Origin of the sequence: Terribium retamae (genome assembly GCF_022347545.1) — a bacterium.
GTDB classification, from domain to species: Bacteria; Pseudomonadota; Alphaproteobacteria; order Rhizobiales; family Rhizobiaceae; genus Mesorhizobium; species Mesorhizobium retamae.
The window spans coordinates 112,474-129,261 of the sequence record NZ_JAKREW010000005.1; the positions used below are offsets into that span (position 1 = coordinate 112,474).

Consider the following 16,788-nt stretch of genomic DNA (forward strand, 5'->3'; position numbering starts at 1 on the left):
ATCGACCCGGACGCGGCCGATTAGCTGCGCTGGTCGAGATCGTGCGAACGCCAGATATGGAGACCTCATGCAATCAATGTAACGTTGGCCGATGATCGAGATTCGCTTGCTCCGTCAGTTCGTCGCCGTCGCCGAAGAACTGCATTTCCATCGTGCGGCGGAGCGGCTGCATATGGCTCAGCCCCCGCTCAGCCAGGCGATCCGTCGACTGGAGACCGAAATTGGCGCGCCGCTGTTCATAAGGAACAACCGTAACGTGGCTTTGACGCTCGCTGGCATCTCGTTTCTGGATACGGCGCGCGCCATTCTCGGGACACTCGAAGCGGGTGTTGAGCAGGCCAGGCGCGTGGCGTCGGGAACGAGCGGCAGCTTGCGCGTCGTGTTCGTGGGCACGCTGCATTTCAATTTCCTTCCCAAGCTGGTGCAGGTTTTCCGCTCCCGGCTGCCTGATGTTGAATTGATGCTGCGGGAGGCAACGACGGCCGAGCAGATCGCTGCCCTGAAGGCGGGTTCAGCCGATATTGGATTGATGCGACGGCCGGGTGTCGTCGTTCCGGAACTCGTTTTCGAGCGCGTTGCGCGCGAGGAGATTGTGGTGGCATTGCCGGATGGTCACGCTCAGGCTGGCAACCAACGAGTCTCTCTCGCCGCTCTGGCACAAGACAATTTCATCGCAACCCCGCGCTCCGAAGGCATGGGTTTCTACGATCAGATGATCGCACTCTGTAATGCAGCAGGCTTTTCGCCACGCATCGTGCAAGAGGCCAGGCAAATCGAAACCATCGCCGGGCTGGTCGCAGGCGGGCTCGGTATCGCCCTCGTCCCGGCCTCCATCAGGCAGGGACTGCGTGACGGCATCGTTTTTAGACCAATATCGACGGACGGGGCGGAGGATGCGCGGTTCCTGGACGTCCTCGCGGCCTGGGACGCGTCGAAGCCGATTCCCGCCAGAGACCAATTTCTCGAGATCGTCCGACAGTCAGGCCATTTGATATCTTAGAAATATCAAATGGTAATATATAATATATTTTACCTGCGGCCTTCGATTGCTCATTCTGTTCATGAAGCCAGAGCGGGGTGAACCATGAGCATTGGCGAAAAGCCGTCACACGGTGGACGAGCCGAGACAGGCTCCACATTATCCCTCAATCGCCGGGAGATATTGGCAACTGTACTCGTGGCGGCATGGCCGACGATCGCTCCTGCCTTGGCTGAAAAGCAGAAAGGAGACATACGAGTGATCCACCAATTGCGCGTCTATGAGATATTCGAAACAAACAAGGCGGCTTTTCATGCCCGCTTCCGCGACCACGCCATCCGTATCATGAAAAGATATGGCTTCGACTTCGTGGCGCTATGGGAGACGCAGACACTAGGGCGAACCGAGTTCGTCTACATGCTTCGCTGGCCGGACGAGCAGACAATGACCGCGGCCTGGGAGAAGTTCATGGCCGACAGCGAATGGTCCGAGATCAAGGAGAAAACCGCGGCTGAATCCGGCGATATGGTCGGCCAGATAACCGAACGCGTGCTGCGTCCGACCGACTATTCCGCGGTGATCTGATAACGCCTTGTCACCTCACATATCGACGACGACACGCCCGCGGATCTTGCCGTCCACGATGTCGGTAGCGGCGGCAATGATGCCGTCGAAACCGATGGTGGTGGAAAGCGCCTTGAGTTTCGTCAGGTCGAGGTCGCGGCCGATGCGTCGCCAAGCTTCTAGCCGCACGTCCTTCGGCGCCATCACGGAATCGATGCCGAGAAGCGACACGCCGCGCAGGATGAAGGGAGCGACGGACGAGGGCAGGTCCATGCCTCCAGCCAGCCCGCAGGCGGCAATGGCACCGCCATAGGCGGTCATCGACAGGACATTGGCAAGCGTGGTCGAACCGACAGCGTCGACACCGCCGGCCCAGCGTTCCTTTGCCAGCGGTTTTGCCGGTCCGGTCAGTTCGTCGCGGGCGATGATTTCGGCTGCGCCTAGATCGCGCAGATAAGTCTCTTGCGAGGGGCGTCCTGTCGAGGCGATGACGTGATAGCCGAGTTTCGACAGGATCGCGACGGCGACGGAACCGACGCCGCCGGCTGCACCAGTCACGATCACCGGTCCACGCTGCGGCACGATGCCGTGACGCTCCAGCGCCATCACCGAGAGCATTGCCGTATAGCCGGCGGTGCCGACGGCCATGGCATCATGCGCCGACATGCCTTCCGGCAACGGCACCAGCCAGTCGCCCTTCACACGGGCGCGTTCCGCATAGGCACCGTAATGGGTCTCGCCCACGCCCCAGCCATTCAGGATGACCCGGTCGCCCTTGCGCCAGTCGACATGGTCGGAGGAAAGCACCGTACCGGCGAAATCGATGCCGGGCACCAGCGGCCAGCGGCGCACCACGGGCGCTTTGCCGGTGATGGCCAATCCATCCTTGTAATTCACCGTCGTGGCCTCGACCGCAACGGTGACATCGCCTTCCATCAGGTCGGCCTCGGTCAGCTCGGTGATCGTGACAGACTGCTTCTTGTCCTCATCGCGAGAGACCAGAATGGCTTTGAAAGTGTCCGGCACTGGCTGCTCCTCGATCCTGGATGAGGGGATCAGGCTAGTTCGAAAACAGGCGCGGTCAACCGCCGCGCACTTCTGCTGGACTTCCTAAGGTCGCGGTTGCCGCCGCCAGGAAAGGAATTCGTCGAGCACGACGGCGGCGGCGCCCACCGAAATGAAGGCATCAGCCAGGTTGAAGATGGCAAATGACCAGACCGGCGTATGGAACAAGATGTAGTCGATGACGTGACCGTAGACGGTGCGGTCGATGACATTGCCGACGGCGCCGCCGACGATCAGCGCGAAGCCGATTCGGGCGAGCACCTGGTGCGGTGGGGTTTTCAGCGCCAGATAGAGCACAAAAACAACCACTACCGCTGCAATCGCTATCAGGCCAGTGTCGCCCAACGATGAAAACATCGAGAAGGCAATGCCGGTGTTGTAGGTGCGGAAAAGCGCCAGGAAGGGCAGGAGATCGATCTTCTCCTGGAGGGGCAGGCCGGTTTCGACCCACTGCTTGATCCATTGGTCGAGTGCGATGGCGACGATGGTCAGCAGGGCATAAGGCGTCAGCGATTTCAGGGTCGGTCCTCCAGCGTGAGCGCGCTGCGGCGGATTTCGAACAGCATGACGCCGGTGGCGACCGCGAGGTTCAGAGAATCCGCGCGTCCGGCTTGCGGGATGCGCAGAAGTTTGTCGCAACTGTTCGCGAGATCGTCCGGCAGGCCCTGCTGTTCGTTGCCCATTAGGAGCAGCACCGGCCGGTTCGAAAAATCGACCGAGCGATAGTCGACAGCGCCTTTGAGATGTGTGCCGACCACGAGCCCTGGAAAGCTCTTGCGCCAGGACAGGAAAGCATCCGGCGTCGCCTTGGCGACCGGTACTGCGAAAACCGAGCCCATGGTGGCGCGCACGGTTTCCAGCGAGAACGGGTCGGTGGTGTCGCCAATCAGGATGACGCCTTTGGCGCCGACGGCATCGACGGTGCGCAGCACGGTGCCCAGATTGCCCGGATCGCGCACGCGGTCGAGCGCCACCCAGACATCGCCGTTTTTCGGGCGGACGTCCTTCAGCGTCCTATATTTCTGCGAGAATACTCCGACCACCATCTGCGGATTGTCGCGACGGGTTATGGCGGACAGCACCTTCTCGGAGACTTCGAGCACGGTGCCGCCAGCGGCCACAGTACGGGCTGCGACTTTTTCAACGGCCTGGTTGCCGCGTCCTGCCTTGGCGAAGACCAGCGTCTTGATCTGCCAGCCGAGGTCGAGGGCATCGATGATCAGCTTCAGGCCTTCGGCCATAAAGGCGTTCTGGCTGTCGCGGAATTTCTTCAGCGCCAAAGCCTTGATGTCCTTCACCAGCGGATTGGCCAGGCTGGTGACCTCCTTGACCTGGCCAACGGCACGGCGGTTTTCATGTTCCGTCATTTTCGGCTCTTTTGTTTCCGCACGATCCTGTCCGAAAACCGGCTTCCACTTTTCGGGATCATGCGGAGACCCAACGCGAGAAGAGGGAAGTGGACAGCGCCCGTCCAGCCGACTGTTCGCGGATGATCAGCTCACCCGATTCCACGCGTCCGCCCATGCCTGCGAAGGTATCGCGCATCAGGGCATGGATGGCGAAAAAGGAGGACCGGATCGAATAGGCGGTCAAGACCACAGCCAGCGGCTTCGGCGTCAGGATAGAACGACAGATGTCCGTGAGTGCCGGTAGATGTTCGAACAATTGCCAGACTTCACCTTTTGGTCCGCGACCATAGGCTGGTGGATCGAACAGGATGATATCGTAGCGGCTGCCGCGGCGTTCCTCACGCTCGGCGAATTTCATCGCATCCTCGACGATCCAGCGGATCGGCTTGTTGGCAAGACTGGCCATCTCCTGGTTTTCGCGCGCCCAGCCGATGGCTTTCTTGGAGGCATCGACATGGGTGACCTCGGCACCGGCGCGCGCAGCCACAAGCGAGGCAAGGCCGGTATAGCCGAACAGGTTCAACACCTTGACCGGGCGTTTGCTGTTCTCGATCAGCCCGGCCATGTGATCCCAGTGCGAGGCCTGCTCGGGAAAGACGCCGACATGGCGGAACGAGGTGAAGCGGCCGAGATAATCGATGCCGTCATGTTTCATCGGCCAGGTTTCGCCGAGCGGCTGGCCCGGGAAACGCCAACGACCCATGCCTTCCTCGTCGGTGTCGCCTGTAAAGATAGCGTCGGCCCGATCCCAGTCCTTGGCTGGCAGCGCCGGTTGCCAGATCGCCTGCCCCTCCGGCCGCACGATGCGGTAAGGGCCATATTGCTCCAGCTTCTGGCCGTTGCCGCTGTCCAGCAGTGCATAATCGGCATTGGGCGCGACTTCGAGGATCAATGGCAGCTTCTCGGCCGGCAGGATGCCTTCACGGCGCCTCAGCACGCGCTGCGCGGTTTCGCTTCTGGCCTCGCTGTGGGCTTCGTTTCTTTGTTCGCTCGGCCGGGGCGTATGATTTTCCCGACGCTCGGCCTTCGGCTCTGGCCGGGGTGCCGGCTTCTCTTGACGATGCTCGACCTTGCGCTCGGGCCGCTTGTTGCGGCCTCCGTCCTGAGCGCGCGGCGGCTGGGTGCCGCCGTCTCGGCGGCCTGATTTGTCCCGGCGTTTGTCGCGCGTGAATTTCAAGAAGGACGCTCCGCGTTTCGCGCTGCTTTTGGCATAGGGGCTGCAACCGCGCAACATGGAGGACCAGCGAAGCAAAGTTGGCGGAGCGCGAATGACGGCACCGACAAATTCAAGGGCACGGGAACGGCACGCGCGCTATAAGCGTCCCATGTCGCGCTCCGAACGCCTGCTTGATCTCGTCCAGACCTTGCGCCGCCATCGCCTGCCGGTCAGCGCCCGCGCTTTGGCAAGCGAACTCGGCGTGTCGATCCGCACGCTCTACCGCGATATCGCCACGCTACAAGGACAAGGCGCGCCGATCGAAGGAGAGGCGGGGTTGGGTTATGTGCTGAGACCCGGCTTCATGCTGCCGCCACTGATGTTCACCGACGAGGAGATCGAGGCCATCGTGCTCGGTTCGCGCTGGGTTGCCAAGCAGCCCGACAACCGGCTGTCCAAGGCGGCTGCCGATGCGCTTGCCAAGATCGCTGCCGTGCTGCCAGACGATCTGCGCGAAGATCTCGATGCGTCGACGCTTCTCGTCGGACCACGTACGGGAGCCAGCGAAGGCATCGAACTGGCCGCCGTGCGCCAGGCGATCCGTGACGAGCAGAAACTTGCCATAACCTACAGCGATGCTGGTGGTTCCGACAGCGAGCGTATCGTGTGGCCTTTCGCGCTCGGCTTCTTCGACAAGGTACGGGTGATGGTGGCGTGGTGCGAGATGCGGCAGGATTTCCGGCATTTTCGCACAGACCGCATCGCGCGGCTGGATGCCACCGGCCTGCGTTATCCCAAGCGGCGTCAGGCGCTGCTCAAACAATGGCGCATGACATTGGAGGATGCACCGCAACGTTGATTGCTGCTGCCAGAATCTGACAGTGCTTCGGACTACGGTCTCTCCATCGCAACACGGAGAGCAACCATGCAAAGCCCCGACTTCGTCATTCTTTATGTCGACCAGCCGCAGGCAAGCGGGAAGTTTTATCAGGCGCTTTTCAATCGCGAGCCTGTGGAATCCTCACCGACCTTCGTGTTGTTCGTGCTAGACAATGGCTTCAAGCTCGGGTTGTGGTCGCGGCATACGGTTCAGCCCGCCGCCGCTGTCTCCGGGGGAGGTGGGGAGATCGTCTTCCAGCTCCAAACGCCCGGTGCCGTCGACGCTACGCATATGGATTGGGCAGCTCGCGGCCTCTCGATCCTGCAAACTCCGACCGATATGGATTTCGGTCGCACCTTCGTGGCGCTCGACCCCGACAAGCACAGGCTGCGCGTCTATTGGTTGAATGACGCGGGCCAGCCATGACGCGATGCTGGCTCGCGGTGGCCTCGGTCGAGCATGGCCGCGCGGAAGGCTTCATGCAGGTGAATCAGGGCAAGGGCGCGACCTATAAGCCGGAAACGGGTCGACAACCGTGATCGCGGATCAGGATTTCAGAGCTTTGTAGACCGCAATCCCGGCCGCAAGGTCCTCCAGAGCTGCGCCGACCGACTTGAACAGGGTGACTTCTTGAGCGCGTTCACGACCCTTCTTCTGGCCACGCGCCAGCTCGTGCAGGTCTGCGATGATGGCACCAAGCTTGAGCACGCCGGAAGCAAGTGGTTGGACGATATCTCCGGCCTCCTTGGTGGCGCCGGCACGGGTGTCGACATAGACACGGGCGCGGGTGATGGCTGCGTCGTCGGCTTCACGCATGGTCGGCGTGAACCCCCCGACCAGGTCGATATGAGCTCCTGGTTTGACCAGAGCGCCCTTCACCAGCGGCTCATTGGAAATGGTGGCGGAGGAGACGATGTCAGCCTCTGCCAATTCGACGTCGAGATCCGCAGCCGCTTCAGCCGGCAAACCTTCGGCGCGAAGAGCGGCAGCGACCTTTTCCGCATTGACGGGCGTGCGATTCCAGATCTTGATCGATGTGATCGGACGTACCGCCGAATGTGCCTTGGCCAGGAAAGGCGATAGGGCGCCAGCGCCGATCACCAGCAGCCGCGATGCATCTTCCCGCGCCAGATAGGAGGCGGCGAGTGCCGAAGCGCAGGCGGTACGCCATTGCGTCAGGCGCTGGCCGTCGATCAATGCCTCCGGTTCGCCGGTCTTGCCGTCCAGGAGCAGGTAGAGCCCCATCACAGCAGGCTTGCCGATGGCGTTGTTGTCGGGTGACACGGTGACAATCTTGACGCCGATGTGGCCATCTTTCGAAGTCCCGGCAGCATTGAGATCAGTCCATGCCGGCATCAACAGCAACGTAGAGGCGGCACTGTCGGGCCGTTCGATCGTATGGTGGTGGCGTACCGGCTGTACTGCGCCCTCGCGGAAAGCGGTGCGGAGCGTTTCGACCAGACCGGAAAAGGTCAGCGCGCGATCAACCTCGGCGGCCGAGATGGTCAGCATTGATCGGCTCCATTCTATGAAAGACGGTCAGGCGGTGGGCTTGGGCAGCGTCGGTCCCTGGCCGGCGGAAGGCGTGCGCGCGATCGCCTGACGCAAGTTCTCCGCCTCGACCCCGCGCTGGCGCGCGAGCTTGCGGTAGCGGCCCTGACGCAACCACGTCGCAAACGAGCCGACGAGGATGCCGATGGCGAGCGCCAGGAACAGCATGACGAACAGCGGCAAGGTGAGCGTCAGCGCGGGATTGCCGGGATTGAACGGGTCAAGCGTGAAGGCCACCAACTCACGGTTCGCTACAGCCAGCGCAATCAGCAAGATGGCCAGCGGAACAAAGATGATGATGACGGCGAAGCGGTTGAACATGGCGTCTCCAGTCGAAAGGCTGGTTGCGGCCATCCGCCTGGAGGCCGGCATGGCGGCTTAGGCGACTGCAATCGCCTTATTTGTCGCCGTTCAGCCTTTCACGCAACTCCTTGCCGGTCTTGAAGAACGGTACCCACTTTTCCTCGACCTCCACCGACTCGCCTGTGCGGGGGTTGCGGCCTGTGCGGGCAGGGCGGTTCTTGACGGAGAAGGCCCCGAAGCCGCGCAACTCCACCCGGTTGCCGTCGGCGAGCGCGTCGGTGATTTCGTCGAAGACCGCGCCGACGATGTTTTCAACGTCGCGCAGGAACAGATGCGGATTGCGGGTGGCAATGATTTGGACGAGTTCGGACTTGATCATGCGGACGGTCCCCGTAAAGGCGCGGCGGCCAATTTTATGCGGATGATTTTATTCGCTTTTTGACTTATGCCCCACGCCAGATCAAGGGTGCCAGACCGAAACGAGACCGTCAAGGAACAAGCGGTCGGCACCGATCTCGCGCAGCACCTCTTCGCTCTCTACCGGCAGCCCGAGTGCGCGACCGATCTGACGGACCATCGCATTGGGCAGGAAGAGACTGTCGCGTTCGGTGCTTTTCCACTCGACGACCTTCAGTTTTTCGTCGACACCCTTGGTGCCGAGCCACTTCACAGCCTCCTGTTCGCCGCCCAACGCGTCGATCAGCTTGTTGGCGACAGCCTGGCGCCCCGTGAAGATCGAGCCGTCGGCCAGCGCCAAGGCCTGCGGTCGGGGCAGCTTGCGGCGCTCGGCAACGATGTCGACGAACCAATCATAGCTGTCCATAATCAGCTTGCGCACCATGGCACGGGCTTCTTCGGTGGTCGGCGCGAACGGCGAGGGCGATGCCTTGAGCGGCGAAGATTTCACTTCTTCCAGCTTGACACCGATCTTGTCCATCAGTCCGGTCACGTCCGGATACTGGATCAGCACGCCGATCGAGCCGACGATCGAGGTCTGATGAGCCACGATGTAGTCGGACGCGCTCGCGATCATGTATCCTGCAGACGCAGCCAGGGTGCCGACCTCGGTTACAACAGGCTTCTCTGCCGCAAGCTTGCGCACGGCATCGTAGATGGTTTCGCCGCCAACCGTGGTGCCGCCCGGCGAATTGACAAGCACAATCACACCTTTGACGTGTGGCGCCTTGCGCACCGCTTCGATGCGGCGGATCAATTCGTCGTCCTGTGTGATGGTGCCTTCGATCTTGATCTTCGCAATATGATCGACGCCGGTCCCTTCACCGCCGCCATAGTACCAGGCCGACAATGCGGCCAGTCCGAACAGTAGGACGGCAATGGCGGCGATGCGCCAGAAGGTCAACTTGCGCCGCAGGCGGCGGCGGTCGATCAGGTCGTCGGCTCTCAAGGTCATATCAGCCTCATTTTGGGGCACAGGCAGACGCTTTTAATCCAACGTCCCATTCGGGGCTACCGCTTTCGACCCCGCATGCTGCGCGACATTATTGCAGCAAGCATCCCGCTGCAGTCGAGCAACTCCCTACCAACGATCCGGCAATAAAGGGGCGGACCATAGTCGAAATGTAGGCATGGCTATGAAAAAGGGGCCGTGCTAGTCTTATAGCCCCTTGGCGATTTATCGGCGCTTCAGGGGATAAGTCATATTTTTGCGATTTTTCTTCGCATGCGCTTGCTTGGGCGCAAACCCGCACCAAATAAAGCGCGGGTTCGGCGGGCAAAGGACCAGAAGGTTTACATGTTGGCACGAACGACCGACCCGGAGGGTAAGGACGATATTGTTGTCGCGCCGAAGCGCGGCGAGATTCCGTCCGAGCGCGCGGTTGCATTCGACAATGCCCAACGGCATTCGCGCCGGGTGCGGTTCCTCAAGCTGGCCTTGCCGACCCTAGCCGCCATCATCGCAATTGCCTTTCCGGTCTACTCCTACCTCAAGACGCCGCCCGCGGTGCCTGTGCAGGCTGACGGCAGTGCTTTCTCCAACGGCAAGCTGGTGATGGCAAATCCGAAGCTGGAGGGTTTCACCAAGCAGAATCTTCCCTATTCGATGAAGGCGTTGAGAGCGATCCAGGACGTCTCCAAGGAGAGCATCATCGGGCTGGAGGGCATCGATGCCAAGCTGCCGCTGGACAAGGATACGTCGGCGACGGTCGGTGCGAGCCAGGGTGTCTACAACCGCGACGCCAACACGCTGGAGTTGGCCAAGGACATTACAATGACCACCACCAGTGGAATGGTGGTGAAGTTGAAATCGGCCTTCCTTGATATGGCGAAAGGCAATATGAAGACGAACGACCCGGTCGACATCGTCACGCGCGGCTCGCATATCCAATCCGACTCCATGTCGGTCGAGGACGGCGGCAAGGTGCTGGTTTTTGAGAAGCGGGTGCGAGTCAACCTGGAGCCTGGCGCGCTGAAGACGGCCAGCGACAAGAGCGGAGAGCCGAATGCGGCCCAATAAGATGAAGTGGCTTGCGGTTGGGGTGTTCCTTGCGGCCACTGCCGTCCCGGCTTTCGCGCAGTCGACCCAGACCAACATGTCGGGCTTGAAGCTTTCCGGCGACAAGCCGATCCAGATCGAGAGCGACAAGCTGGAGGTGCGGCAGGACGAAAACCTTGCCATTTTCACCGGCAACGTCAGTGTCGTTCAGGGGCCGACCCTGCTGAAGGCAGGTATTTTGAAAGTCTACTATCTGAAGGATCAAGCCGCTGGCAAGGATGGCTCCAAGAGTGCGGCCATGGCTGGCCCCGCACTTGGCGGCTCGACCAACATCGACCATCTCGAAGTCGATGGCACCGTTTATCTCAAATCCGATGACCAGGTCGCTACCGGCGATCGTGGTACCTTCGACATGAAGAGCCAGGTCTTGGTCCTGACCGGCTCCAAGGTGGTGCTGAGCCAGGGAGACAACATTCTCACGGGCTGCAAGCTGACCGTGCAGATGAAGTCGGGCCTTGCCAATGTCGATGGCTGCAGCAAGGGCGGTTCCGGTCGCGTCATGATGTCGATTTCTCCGGATTCGGCCAAGAAACCCTAACCGGAAGTGCGATGCAGTTGCTGAAACGATCCGACGCCAAGCCGGCAGCGCCTGCCATTGCGGGTGGCGAGAAGGTGAAACTCAAGGGCACGCTGATGGCTCGTGGCTTGTCCAAAAGCTACAAGGGCAGGCGCGTCGTGAACGGCGTCTCGTTGGGTGTTCGCGCGGGTGAGGCGGTTGGCTTGCTCGGTCCCAACGGCGCCGGCAAGACCACGTGCTTCTACATGGTAACGGGACTGGTCCCAGTCGACGAGGGTACGATCGAGATCGACGGTTACGACGTCACCTCGATGCCGATGTACCGCCGGGCGCGTCTTGGTATCGGCTATCTGCCGCAGGAAGCCTCCATCTTCCGCGGTCTCAATGTCGAACAGAATATCCGTGCGGTTCTGGAGGTCGTGGAAAAGAGCCGCAAGACGCGTGAGCGCGAACTCGACGCGTTGCTGGAGGAGTTCCACATCACCCATCTGCGCAAGGCGCCCTCCATGGCTCTGTCGGGTGGTGAGCGGCGGCGTCTCGAGATCGCGCGCGCGCTGGCCAGCCGCCCGGCATACATGTTGCTCGACGAACCTTTTGCAGGCATCGACCCGATCGCGGTGGCCGACATCCAGCAGCTTGTTCGCCATCTGACAGCGCGTGGCATCGGTGTCCTGATCACCGACCACAATGTGCGCGAGACGCTGGGTTTGATCGATCGCGCCTATATCATCCATGCCGGCGAAGTGCTGACCCACGGCCGGGCGGAAGAGATCGTTGCAAATCCGGACGTGCGGCGGCTCTACCTGGGCGAAGCCTTCACGCTCTAACTCCAGCGCTGCCGCGTTGCGCCTGCAGGTTCTTTGCACCAAGGACGATGCGCGGCGCGGTAACGCTCCGCTAAACGCGGGATGTTAAGGCTCATTGCCTTGACAAGCAAAAGCCGGGCCATTTGATAGCGTGAGTGGCGCCAACCCACCAGATAAGGATTTTGCACCCGGAACATGGCACTCGCGGCCAAATTACAGCTAAGACAGTCCCAGTCGCTGGTGATGACGCCGCAACTGATGCAGTCGATCCGGCTGTTGCAGCTCACCCATGTCGAGCTCGACCGCTTCATCGACGAGGAGATCGAGCGTAATCCTCTTCTGGAGCGGGCCGATCCACAGCCGGATGCTCCCGGTGAACCGGTATTGCAAGAAGAAGGCAGCCGAAAACCGTCGAACGCCGACGAATGGTTTGAAGCGGAGACTGCCTGGAGCGCAGAGGCGATATCGGAAAAGCTCGATTCCTCGCTCGAAAACCTGTTTCCGGACGACCCCGGGGTGAACGAACGGGTTGGTCCCGATCTTTCGCAGCAATGGAAGTCTGCACCAGGCAACGGCTCGGGCGCTTCCGAAGGCTTCGACATGGAGGACATGGCAGCGGCGGCCGTCACATTGCGCGACCATGTCGGCGAGCAGATCGCCTTCAGCTTCGTCGATGCCGGCGACCGCTTGATCGCGGCGGAATTGGCCGATGGGCTGGATGAGGCCGGGTATTTGAGCGCCGATACCGGAGAAATTGCAGATCGCCTCGGCACCGATCTGGCCTCCGTCGAACGGGTGCTGGCAAGTTGTCGCGGTTTCGAGCCTGCTGGGCTTTTTGCTTCCAGTCTCGCCGAATGCCTTTCCTTGCAGCTTGCTGCGCGTAACCGCCTTGATCCGGCAATGAAGGTGCTGGTTGCCAATCTCGAGCTTCTGGCCAAGCGCGATTTCCAGGCGCTGAAGCGGCTATGCGGCGTCGATGAGGAAGACCTCGTCGACATGCTGGCAGAGATCCGGGCGCTGGACCCGCGGCCGGGCCTCGTCTTTTCGAGCGGTGCCAGTGATGCCATCGTCGCCGACGTCGAGGTGCGGCCGGCCGCGGACGGCAGTTGGGCGGTCGAGCTCAATGCCGATGCGCTTCCCCGGGTGCTGGTCGATCAGGTCTATTTCGCCAGGGTGCTCGGGCAGGCCAGGAACCAGGGCGAAAAAGATTTCCTCTCCGAGTGCCTGCAGAACGCCAATTGGCTCACGCGCAGCTTGGATCAGCGCGCCAAGACCATCCTTAAGGTGGCTTCCGAGATCGTACGCCAGCAGGACGCTTTTCTTGTCCACGGCGTGCGCCACTTGCGGCCGCTCAACCTGAAGACGGTGGCAGATGCCATCGGCATGCATGAATCAACCGTCAGCCGTGTGACGGCCAACAAATACATGCTCACGCCGCGCGGCGTGTTCGAGCTGCGCTATTTCTTCACGGCCTCGATCGCCGCAGCCGATGGCGGGGCGGCACATTCCTCGGAAGCGGTGCGTGATCGCATTCGCCAGTTGATCGAGGAAGAGAAGGTGGAAGACGTGCTCTCCGATGACACGATTGTCGACCTGTTGAAGGGGGACGGAGTGGATGTCGCGCGCCGCACGGTTGCCAAGTATCGGGAAGCAATGAACATTCCGTCCTCGGTGCAGCGGCGGCGCGAAAAACGCGCGCTCTCCGGCGCCGGCCGTTGAGAAGCCGCGGATTTCCACAGTTTTTCGTTTCGTTGACAAGCGCCGGGGAGTTGGCTAGAAGCCCGCCCGCATGAGACGGGCTGTTGCCCGGCAGTGGTCGGTCCGTTGTGAAGTTGACCTGGGGGCGGTCAAGGAACGGTCCAATGGCCAGCGATAAGGTTCGGTTACAAAATCGGGCGTGGAAGGTGCCGCGAAGCTTGTCTGCGCGGACCACAGGTATAAACTCCAGACAGTGTGAAGCCTGAGCAGGAAAGGTCAGTTTACAAATGACGCTGCGCATTTCGGGGAAACACATGGACATCGGCGATGCGTTTCGTACACGCATCAATGATCGGATCGGGGAAGCCATCGAAAAATATTTCGACCGCGGCTTTGCCGGGCATGTGACGGTGGTGAAAGCCGGTTCGCGCTACACGGCCGATTGTATGATCCGTCTGGATTCGGGCACCGCGCTGCAGGCAACCGGAGATGCCCAGGAGCCGACGGCCGCTTTCGAAGCGGCGGCGGACCGGCTGGAGACCCGACTGCGCCGGTACAAGCGCCGCCTGAAGTCCCACGCCTCGGGCGCGGGCAACGGTGTGGCTACCGACATCGCCTACACAGTGATGGCGCCGCTCGCCGATGACGACGAGGAAATCCCGGAGAATTACGCCCCCGCCATTGTCGCGGAATCGACCATGGTGCTGAAAACCATGTCGGTCGCCTCCGCGGTGATCGAACTTGATACCAAAGACAGTCCTGTCTTCGTTTTCCGCAATGCCGGAAACGACCATCTTAACATCGTCTACCGCCGGCCGGACGGAAATATTGGCTGGATCGACCCTTCGACGACAAAGGTCGCACAGGGATAACGACCTTCGGCCATGCTCCGGCATGGCCAAAGGTGGTGGGCGAAAAAGGATTTTTCAGCATGGATCTGAGTGATCTGATCGACGTTTCGGCAATCATGCCGGCGTTGAAGGCGAACTCGAAGAAGCAGTTGTTGCAACTGCTGGCCGAGCGCGCCGCCACGATCTCCGGCATTCCGGAGCGCGAGGTTTTCGATATCATTCTGCAGCGCGAGCGTCTGGGCTCTACCGGCGTCGGCAACGGTATCGCCATTCCGCACGGCAAACTTCCCGGAGTGAAGCGTATCGCCGGCGTGTTTGCGCGTCTGGAGACGCCTGTCGATTTCGAATCGCTCGACGATCAGCCGGTCGACCTGGTGTTTCTGCTGTTGGCTCCGGAAGGCGCTGGTGCCGACCATCTCAAGGCGCTGTCGCGCATCGCGCGGCTGCTGCGCGATGCAGACACCGTCGCCAAGATCCGCGGCACGCGCGACGCCAATGCCATCCTGGCCCTGCTTTCGCAGGCGCCGGCTTCGCACGCAGCCTGAGATATTGGAAAATTAAAGCTTCGTGGGCGGCAAATGCCGCCCTTTTTCGTTTCAGACAGGTGACCGCCGTCAGTGGATGGCGACGGTGGTCAGGTCATTCTCCATCGCGCCGGCAAGCGCACGGTCGCGGGCGTCCGACAACAGGATCGGCTGGCCATTGGCGGCAAACAGCGCCCACAGTTCCATGCCGGGCTGGATTTCTTCGAGGCCAGGAAAACGGCCGCGAAGATCATCGCTCGACACTTTTCTCAAATAGGCGACAGAGCCTTCGCCGAGATGGGCGAGTTCACTGTTGGTCATGGTCAGTCTTTCGATAGTTCTAGGCATTTCAAGCCTCCTTTCAGCGGGGTGCCTGTCCAGGGCCACCGCGCGTGAGAGCCATCGGCAAAGTCAGTCTTTCACCGATATATTTATTTTCCGTACCAGCCTCTCGGCTTCCGGCCGATCCAAGTCGATCGATAGAAGGCCGTTCTTCAGCTCCGCCGCCAGCACACGCATTCCGTCGGCCAGCACGAAGCAACGCTGGAACTGACGGGCAGCGATGCCGCGGTGGAGGTACTCGCGCTCGGTCTCATCGGTCTGGCGTCCGCGTACGACCAACTGGTTCTCTTCCGTTGTCACGTCGAGATCTTCTTCGGCGAACCCGGCGACAGCCAAGGTGATGCGCAGCCTCTCGGCGGCGCCTTCGCTGCCCCGCAGCCGTTCGATGTTGTAGGGCGGATAGCTGTCCCCGGACTTCGCCAGGCGTTCCAGCGTCTTTTCCATCGCATCGAAGCCCAGAAGAAGCGGGCTGGAAAAGGGCGTCATTCGACTCATCGTATTGCTGTCCTCCAAGAGCGACATGAACCGGTGAAAACCCGACTGGCATTTTCCCGGTCTTCATTGATATGGTCCGCCGCGCGGGCGAGTTCAAGCCATCAAAAGGCCCGCCAACCAAGGACACAAAATGCCCGACAAACGCAAGATCATCATCGACACCGATCCTGGCCAGGACGATGCCGTCGCCATACTGCTGGCATTGGCGAGCCCTGAGTTGGATGTCCTCGGCATTACCGCCGTGGCTGGCAACGTACCGCTGAAGCTCACCGAAAAGAACGCCCTCAAGATTTGCGAGCTCGCCGGTCGCCGTGACGTCAAGGTGTTTTCGGGTGCGATCCGGCCTCTGGTGAGACCTCTGGTTACCGCCGAACATGTGCACGGAAAGACCGGTCTCGATGGCCCGGACCTGCCGGAACCGACAATGACGCTGCGGGAGCAGCATGCCGTCGATTTCATCGTCGAGACGTTGATGCGCGAAGAGCCGGGCACTGTCACCTTGTGCCCGCTAGGCCCGCTTACCAATGTGGCGCTGGCACTGATCCGTGAGCCGAAGATCGCCCCACGGATCAAGGAAATCGTGCTCATGGGTGGTGGGTTCTTCGAGGGCGGCAATGTCACACCGGCAGCCGAGTTCAACATCTATGTCGACCCGCACGCAGCCGATGTGGTGTTCCGCTCCGGCGTGCCGATCGTGGTGATGCCACTCGACGTGACCCACAAAGCACTGACGACGGCCAAGCGCGTCGAAGCGTTCCGCAGGATGGGTTCGAAGGTGGGCGATGCAACCGCGGCGTTGCTCGATTTCTTCGAGCGTTTCGACGAGGAGAAGTACGGCACCGACGGCGGGCCGCTGCATGACCCTTGTGTCATTGCCTATCTGCTGAAGCCCGAACTGTTCAAGGGCCGTCACTGCAACGTCAGCGTCGAGACCGCTTCGGATCTCACCATGGGCATGACGGTGATCGACTGGTGGGGCGTTACCGACCGGGCAAAGAACGCGACCGTCATGCGCGACATCGACGCGGACGGATTCTTCATGCTTCTGACGGAAAGGTTGGGGCGGTTGTGACGTTTTTCTTCTCCTCCGCCCAGGAGGAGAAAATACTCGTGGCGGGTGAGGGATTGCTGAC

General features: G+C 61.1%; 21 protein-coding genes. 11 read left to right on the forward strand and 10 right to left on the reverse strand.

Going from position 1 to position 16,788, the window contains the following annotated elements; genetic code table 11:
* Nucleotides 1-106: 106 nt before the first annotated feature.
* Together L4923_RS08075 and L4923_RS08080 are read left to right on the forward strand one after the other, a co-directional pair.
* The gene (locus L4923_RS08075) at nucleotides 107-1,000 is read left to right on the forward strand and encodes a LysR family transcriptional regulator (RefSeq protein ID WP_239363403.1); all 894 of its coding nucleotides are present in this window, start codon (nucleotides 107-109) and stop codon (nucleotides 998-1,000) included.
* An 84-nt stretch (nucleotides 1,001-1,084) separates the two neighbouring features.
* Entirely contained in the window at nucleotides 1,085-1,564 is a 480-nt protein-coding gene (locus L4923_RS08080) for an NIPSNAP family protein (protein WP_239363406.1), read from the forward strand.
* A gap of 15 nt (nucleotides 1,565-1,579) precedes the next feature.
* On the opposite strand, the gene acuI is transcribed toward L4923_RS08080, so the two are convergent.
* From acuI to L4923_RS08100, 4 genes are all read right to left on the reverse strand, one after another.
* Entirely contained in the window at nucleotides 1,580-2,569 is a 990-nt protein-coding gene (acuI, locus tag L4923_RS08085) for an acrylyl-CoA reductase (NADPH) (protein ID WP_239363409.1), read from the reverse strand.
* An 84-nt stretch (nucleotides 2,570-2,653) separates the two neighbouring features.
* Nucleotides 2,654-3,127 carry a signal peptidase II gene (lspA, locus tag L4923_RS08090; RefSeq protein ID WP_239363734.1) on the reverse strand — a complete coding sequence of 158 codons (474 nt, stop codon included), beginning with the start codon at nucleotides 3,125-3,127 and terminating at the stop codon, nucleotides 2,654-2,656.
* Nucleotides 3,124-3,975, reverse strand: coding sequence for a TrmH family RNA methyltransferase (locus tag L4923_RS08095; protein ID WP_239363412.1), 852 nt, complete (start codon nucleotides 3,973-3,975; stop codon nucleotides 3,124-3,126). The genes lspA and L4923_RS08095 overlap by 4 nt, the downstream gene beginning before the upstream one ends.
* Nucleotides 3,976-4,033: 58 nt before the next feature.
* Nucleotides 4,034-5,194: an RsmD family RNA methyltransferase gene (locus tag L4923_RS08100; RefSeq protein ID WP_239363415.1), complete on the reverse strand. Its 1,161-nt coding sequence runs from the start codon at nucleotides 5,192-5,194 to the stop codon at nucleotides 4,034-4,036.
* 148 nt (nucleotides 5,195-5,342) lie between these two features.
* Between L4923_RS08100 and L4923_RS08105 the strand changes: the two genes are divergently transcribed.
* Nucleotides 5,343-6,032, forward strand: coding sequence for a helix-turn-helix transcriptional regulator (locus tag L4923_RS08105; protein WP_239363417.1), 690 nt, complete (start codon nucleotides 5,343-5,345; stop codon nucleotides 6,030-6,032).
* A gap of 66 nt (nucleotides 6,033-6,098) precedes the next feature.
* Nucleotides 6,099-6,479, forward strand: coding sequence for a VOC family protein (locus L4923_RS08110; RefSeq protein ID WP_239363419.1), 381 nt, complete (start codon nucleotides 6,099-6,101; stop codon nucleotides 6,477-6,479).
* Nucleotides 6,480-6,599: 120 nt separating this feature from the next.
* On the opposite strand, the gene lhpI is transcribed toward L4923_RS08110, so the two are convergent.
* The 4 genes from lhpI to sppA form a co-directional block, all read right to left on the reverse strand.
* Complete coding sequence (gene lhpI, locus L4923_RS08115; protein WP_239363422.1) at nucleotides 6,600-7,565, reverse strand: bifunctional Delta(1)-pyrroline-2-carboxylate/Delta(1)-piperideine-2-carboxylate reductase; 966 nt, start codon at nucleotides 7,563-7,565, stop codon at nucleotides 6,600-6,602.
* A 27-nt stretch (nucleotides 7,566-7,592) separates the two neighbouring features.
* Nucleotides 7,593-7,925 carry a DUF1049 domain-containing protein gene (locus tag L4923_RS08120; protein WP_239363424.1) on the reverse strand — a complete coding sequence of 111 codons (333 nt, stop codon included), beginning with the start codon at nucleotides 7,923-7,925 and terminating at the stop codon, nucleotides 7,593-7,595.
* A 76-nt stretch (nucleotides 7,926-8,001) separates the two neighbouring features.
* Entirely contained in the window at nucleotides 8,002-8,286 is a 285-nt protein-coding gene (locus L4923_RS08125; RefSeq protein WP_101939189.1) for an integration host factor subunit beta, read from the reverse strand.
* A gap of 81 nt (nucleotides 8,287-8,367) precedes the next feature.
* Nucleotides 8,368-9,318: a signal peptide peptidase SppA gene (gene sppA / locus L4923_RS08130; protein ID WP_239363426.1), complete on the reverse strand. Its 951-nt coding sequence runs from the start codon at nucleotides 9,316-9,318 to the stop codon at nucleotides 8,368-8,370.
* 342 nt (nucleotides 9,319-9,660) lie between these two features.
* Between sppA and lptC the strand changes: the two genes are divergently transcribed.
* The 6 genes from lptC (at nucleotide 9,661) to ptsN (ending at nucleotide 14,839) form a co-directional block, all read left to right on the forward strand.
* Complete coding sequence (lptC, locus tag L4923_RS08135) at nucleotides 9,661-10,383, forward strand: LPS export ABC transporter periplasmic protein LptC (RefSeq protein ID WP_239363430.1); 723 nt, start codon at nucleotides 9,661-9,663, stop codon at nucleotides 10,381-10,383.
* Nucleotides 10,370-10,960: an LptA/OstA family protein gene (locus L4923_RS08140; protein ID WP_425530917.1), complete on the forward strand. Its 591-nt coding sequence runs from the start codon at nucleotides 10,370-10,372 to the stop codon at nucleotides 10,958-10,960. The genes lptC and L4923_RS08140 overlap by 14 nt, the downstream gene beginning before the upstream one ends.
* A gap of 11 nt (nucleotides 10,961-10,971) precedes the next feature.
* Entirely contained in the window at nucleotides 10,972-11,766 is a 795-nt protein-coding gene (gene lptB / locus L4923_RS08145) for an LPS export ABC transporter ATP-binding protein (RefSeq protein ID WP_239363432.1), read from the forward strand.
* 174 nt (nucleotides 11,767-11,940) lie between these two features.
* Nucleotides 11,941-13,464 carry an RNA polymerase factor sigma-54 gene (rpoN, locus tag L4923_RS08150; RefSeq protein WP_239363434.1) on the forward strand — a complete coding sequence of 508 codons (1,524 nt, stop codon included), beginning with the start codon at nucleotides 11,941-11,943 and terminating at the stop codon, nucleotides 13,462-13,464.
* A gap of 266 nt (nucleotides 13,465-13,730) precedes the next feature.
* Nucleotides 13,731-14,315, forward strand: coding sequence for a ribosome hibernation-promoting factor, HPF/YfiA family (hpf, locus tag L4923_RS08155; RefSeq protein WP_239363436.1), 585 nt, complete (start codon nucleotides 13,731-13,733; stop codon nucleotides 14,313-14,315).
* 59 nt (nucleotides 14,316-14,374) lie between these two features.
* Entirely contained in the window at nucleotides 14,375-14,839 is a 465-nt protein-coding gene (ptsN, locus tag L4923_RS08160) for a PTS IIA-like nitrogen regulatory protein PtsN (protein WP_129413289.1), read from the forward strand.
* 69 nt (nucleotides 14,840-14,908) lie between these two features.
* Here ptsN and L4923_RS08165 read toward each other — a convergent pair whose 3' ends face one another.
* Both L4923_RS08165 and L4923_RS08170 read right to left on the reverse strand, forming a co-directional pair.
* Nucleotides 14,909-15,166 (reverse strand): BQ00720 family protein, encoded by a 258-nt coding sequence (locus L4923_RS08165; protein WP_054309700.1) that lies wholly within the window; start codon nucleotides 15,164-15,166, stop codon nucleotides 14,909-14,911.
* A 63-nt stretch (nucleotides 15,167-15,229) separates the two neighbouring features.
* Nucleotides 15,230-15,655: an Hsp20 family protein gene (locus L4923_RS08170; RefSeq protein WP_239363439.1), complete on the reverse strand. Its 426-nt coding sequence runs from the start codon at nucleotides 15,653-15,655 to the stop codon at nucleotides 15,230-15,232.
* A 130-nt stretch (nucleotides 15,656-15,785) separates the two neighbouring features.
* On the opposite strand from L4923_RS08170, the gene L4923_RS08175 reads away from it, so the two are divergent.
* Nucleotides 15,786-16,727, forward strand: a complete 942-nt coding sequence (locus L4923_RS08175) for a nucleoside hydrolase (RefSeq protein ID WP_239363441.1) — start codon at nucleotides 15,786-15,788, stop codon at nucleotides 16,725-16,727.
* Nucleotides 16,728-16,788: the final 61 nt, after the last annotated feature.

Bases quoted from the DNA above. Each gene is read 5' to 3' on its own strand.
- L4923_RS08140 (WP_425530917.1), top strand. From the start codon at position 10,370: ATGCGGCCCAATAAGATGAAGTGGCTTGCGGTTGGGGTGTTCCTTGCG.
- lptC (WP_239363430.1), top strand. From the start codon at position 9,661: ATGTTGGCACGAACGACCGACCCGGAGGGTAAGGACGATATTGTTGTC.
- L4923_RS08175 (WP_239363441.1), top strand. From the start codon at position 15,786: ATGCCCGACAAACGCAAGATCATCATCGACACCGATCCTGGCCAGGAC.
- L4923_RS08080 (WP_239363406.1), top strand. From the start codon at position 1,085: ATGAGCATTGGCGAAAAGCCGTCACACGGTGGACGAGCCGAGACAGGC.
- lhpI (WP_239363422.1), bottom strand. From the start codon at position 7,565: ATGCTGACCATCTCGGCCGCCGAGGTTGATCGCGCGCTGACCTTTTCC.
- L4923_RS08165 (WP_054309700.1), bottom strand. From the start codon at position 15,166: ATGCCTAGAACTATCGAAAGACTGACCATGACCAACAGTGAACTCGCC.
- hpf (WP_239363436.1), top strand. From the start codon at position 13,731: ATGACGCTGCGCATTTCGGGGAAACACATGGACATCGGCGATGCGTTT.
- L4923_RS08105 (WP_239363417.1), top strand. From the start codon at position 5,343: ATGTCGCGCTCCGAACGCCTGCTTGATCTCGTCCAGACCTTGCGCCGC.
- L4923_RS08110 (WP_239363419.1), top strand. From the start codon at position 6,099: ATGCAAAGCCCCGACTTCGTCATTCTTTATGTCGACCAGCCGCAGGCA.
- ptsN (WP_129413289.1), top strand. From the start codon at position 14,375: ATGGATCTGAGTGATCTGATCGACGTTTCGGCAATCATGCCGGCGTTG.
- L4923_RS08170 (WP_239363439.1), bottom strand. From the start codon at position 15,655: ATGAGTCGAATGACGCCCTTTTCCAGCCCGCTTCTTCTGGGCTTCGAT.
- L4923_RS08120 (WP_239363424.1), bottom strand. From the start codon at position 7,925: ATGTTCAACCGCTTCGCCGTCATCATCATCTTTGTTCCGCTGGCCATC.
- lptB (WP_239363432.1), top strand. From the start codon at position 10,972: ATGCAGTTGCTGAAACGATCCGACGCCAAGCCGGCAGCGCCTGCCATT.
- L4923_RS08095 (WP_239363412.1), bottom strand. From the start codon at position 3,975: ATGACGGAACATGAAAACCGCCGTGCCGTTGGCCAGGTCAAGGAGGTC.
- L4923_RS08125 (WP_101939189.1), bottom strand. From the start codon at position 8,286: ATGATCAAGTCCGAACTCGTCCAAATCATTGCCACCCGCAATCCGCAT.
- rpoN (WP_239363434.1), top strand. From the start codon at position 11,941: ATGGCACTCGCGGCCAAATTACAGCTAAGACAGTCCCAGTCGCTGGTG.
- sppA (WP_239363426.1), bottom strand. From the start codon at position 9,318: ATGACCTTGAGAGCCGACGACCTGATCGACCGCCGCCGCCTGCGGCGC.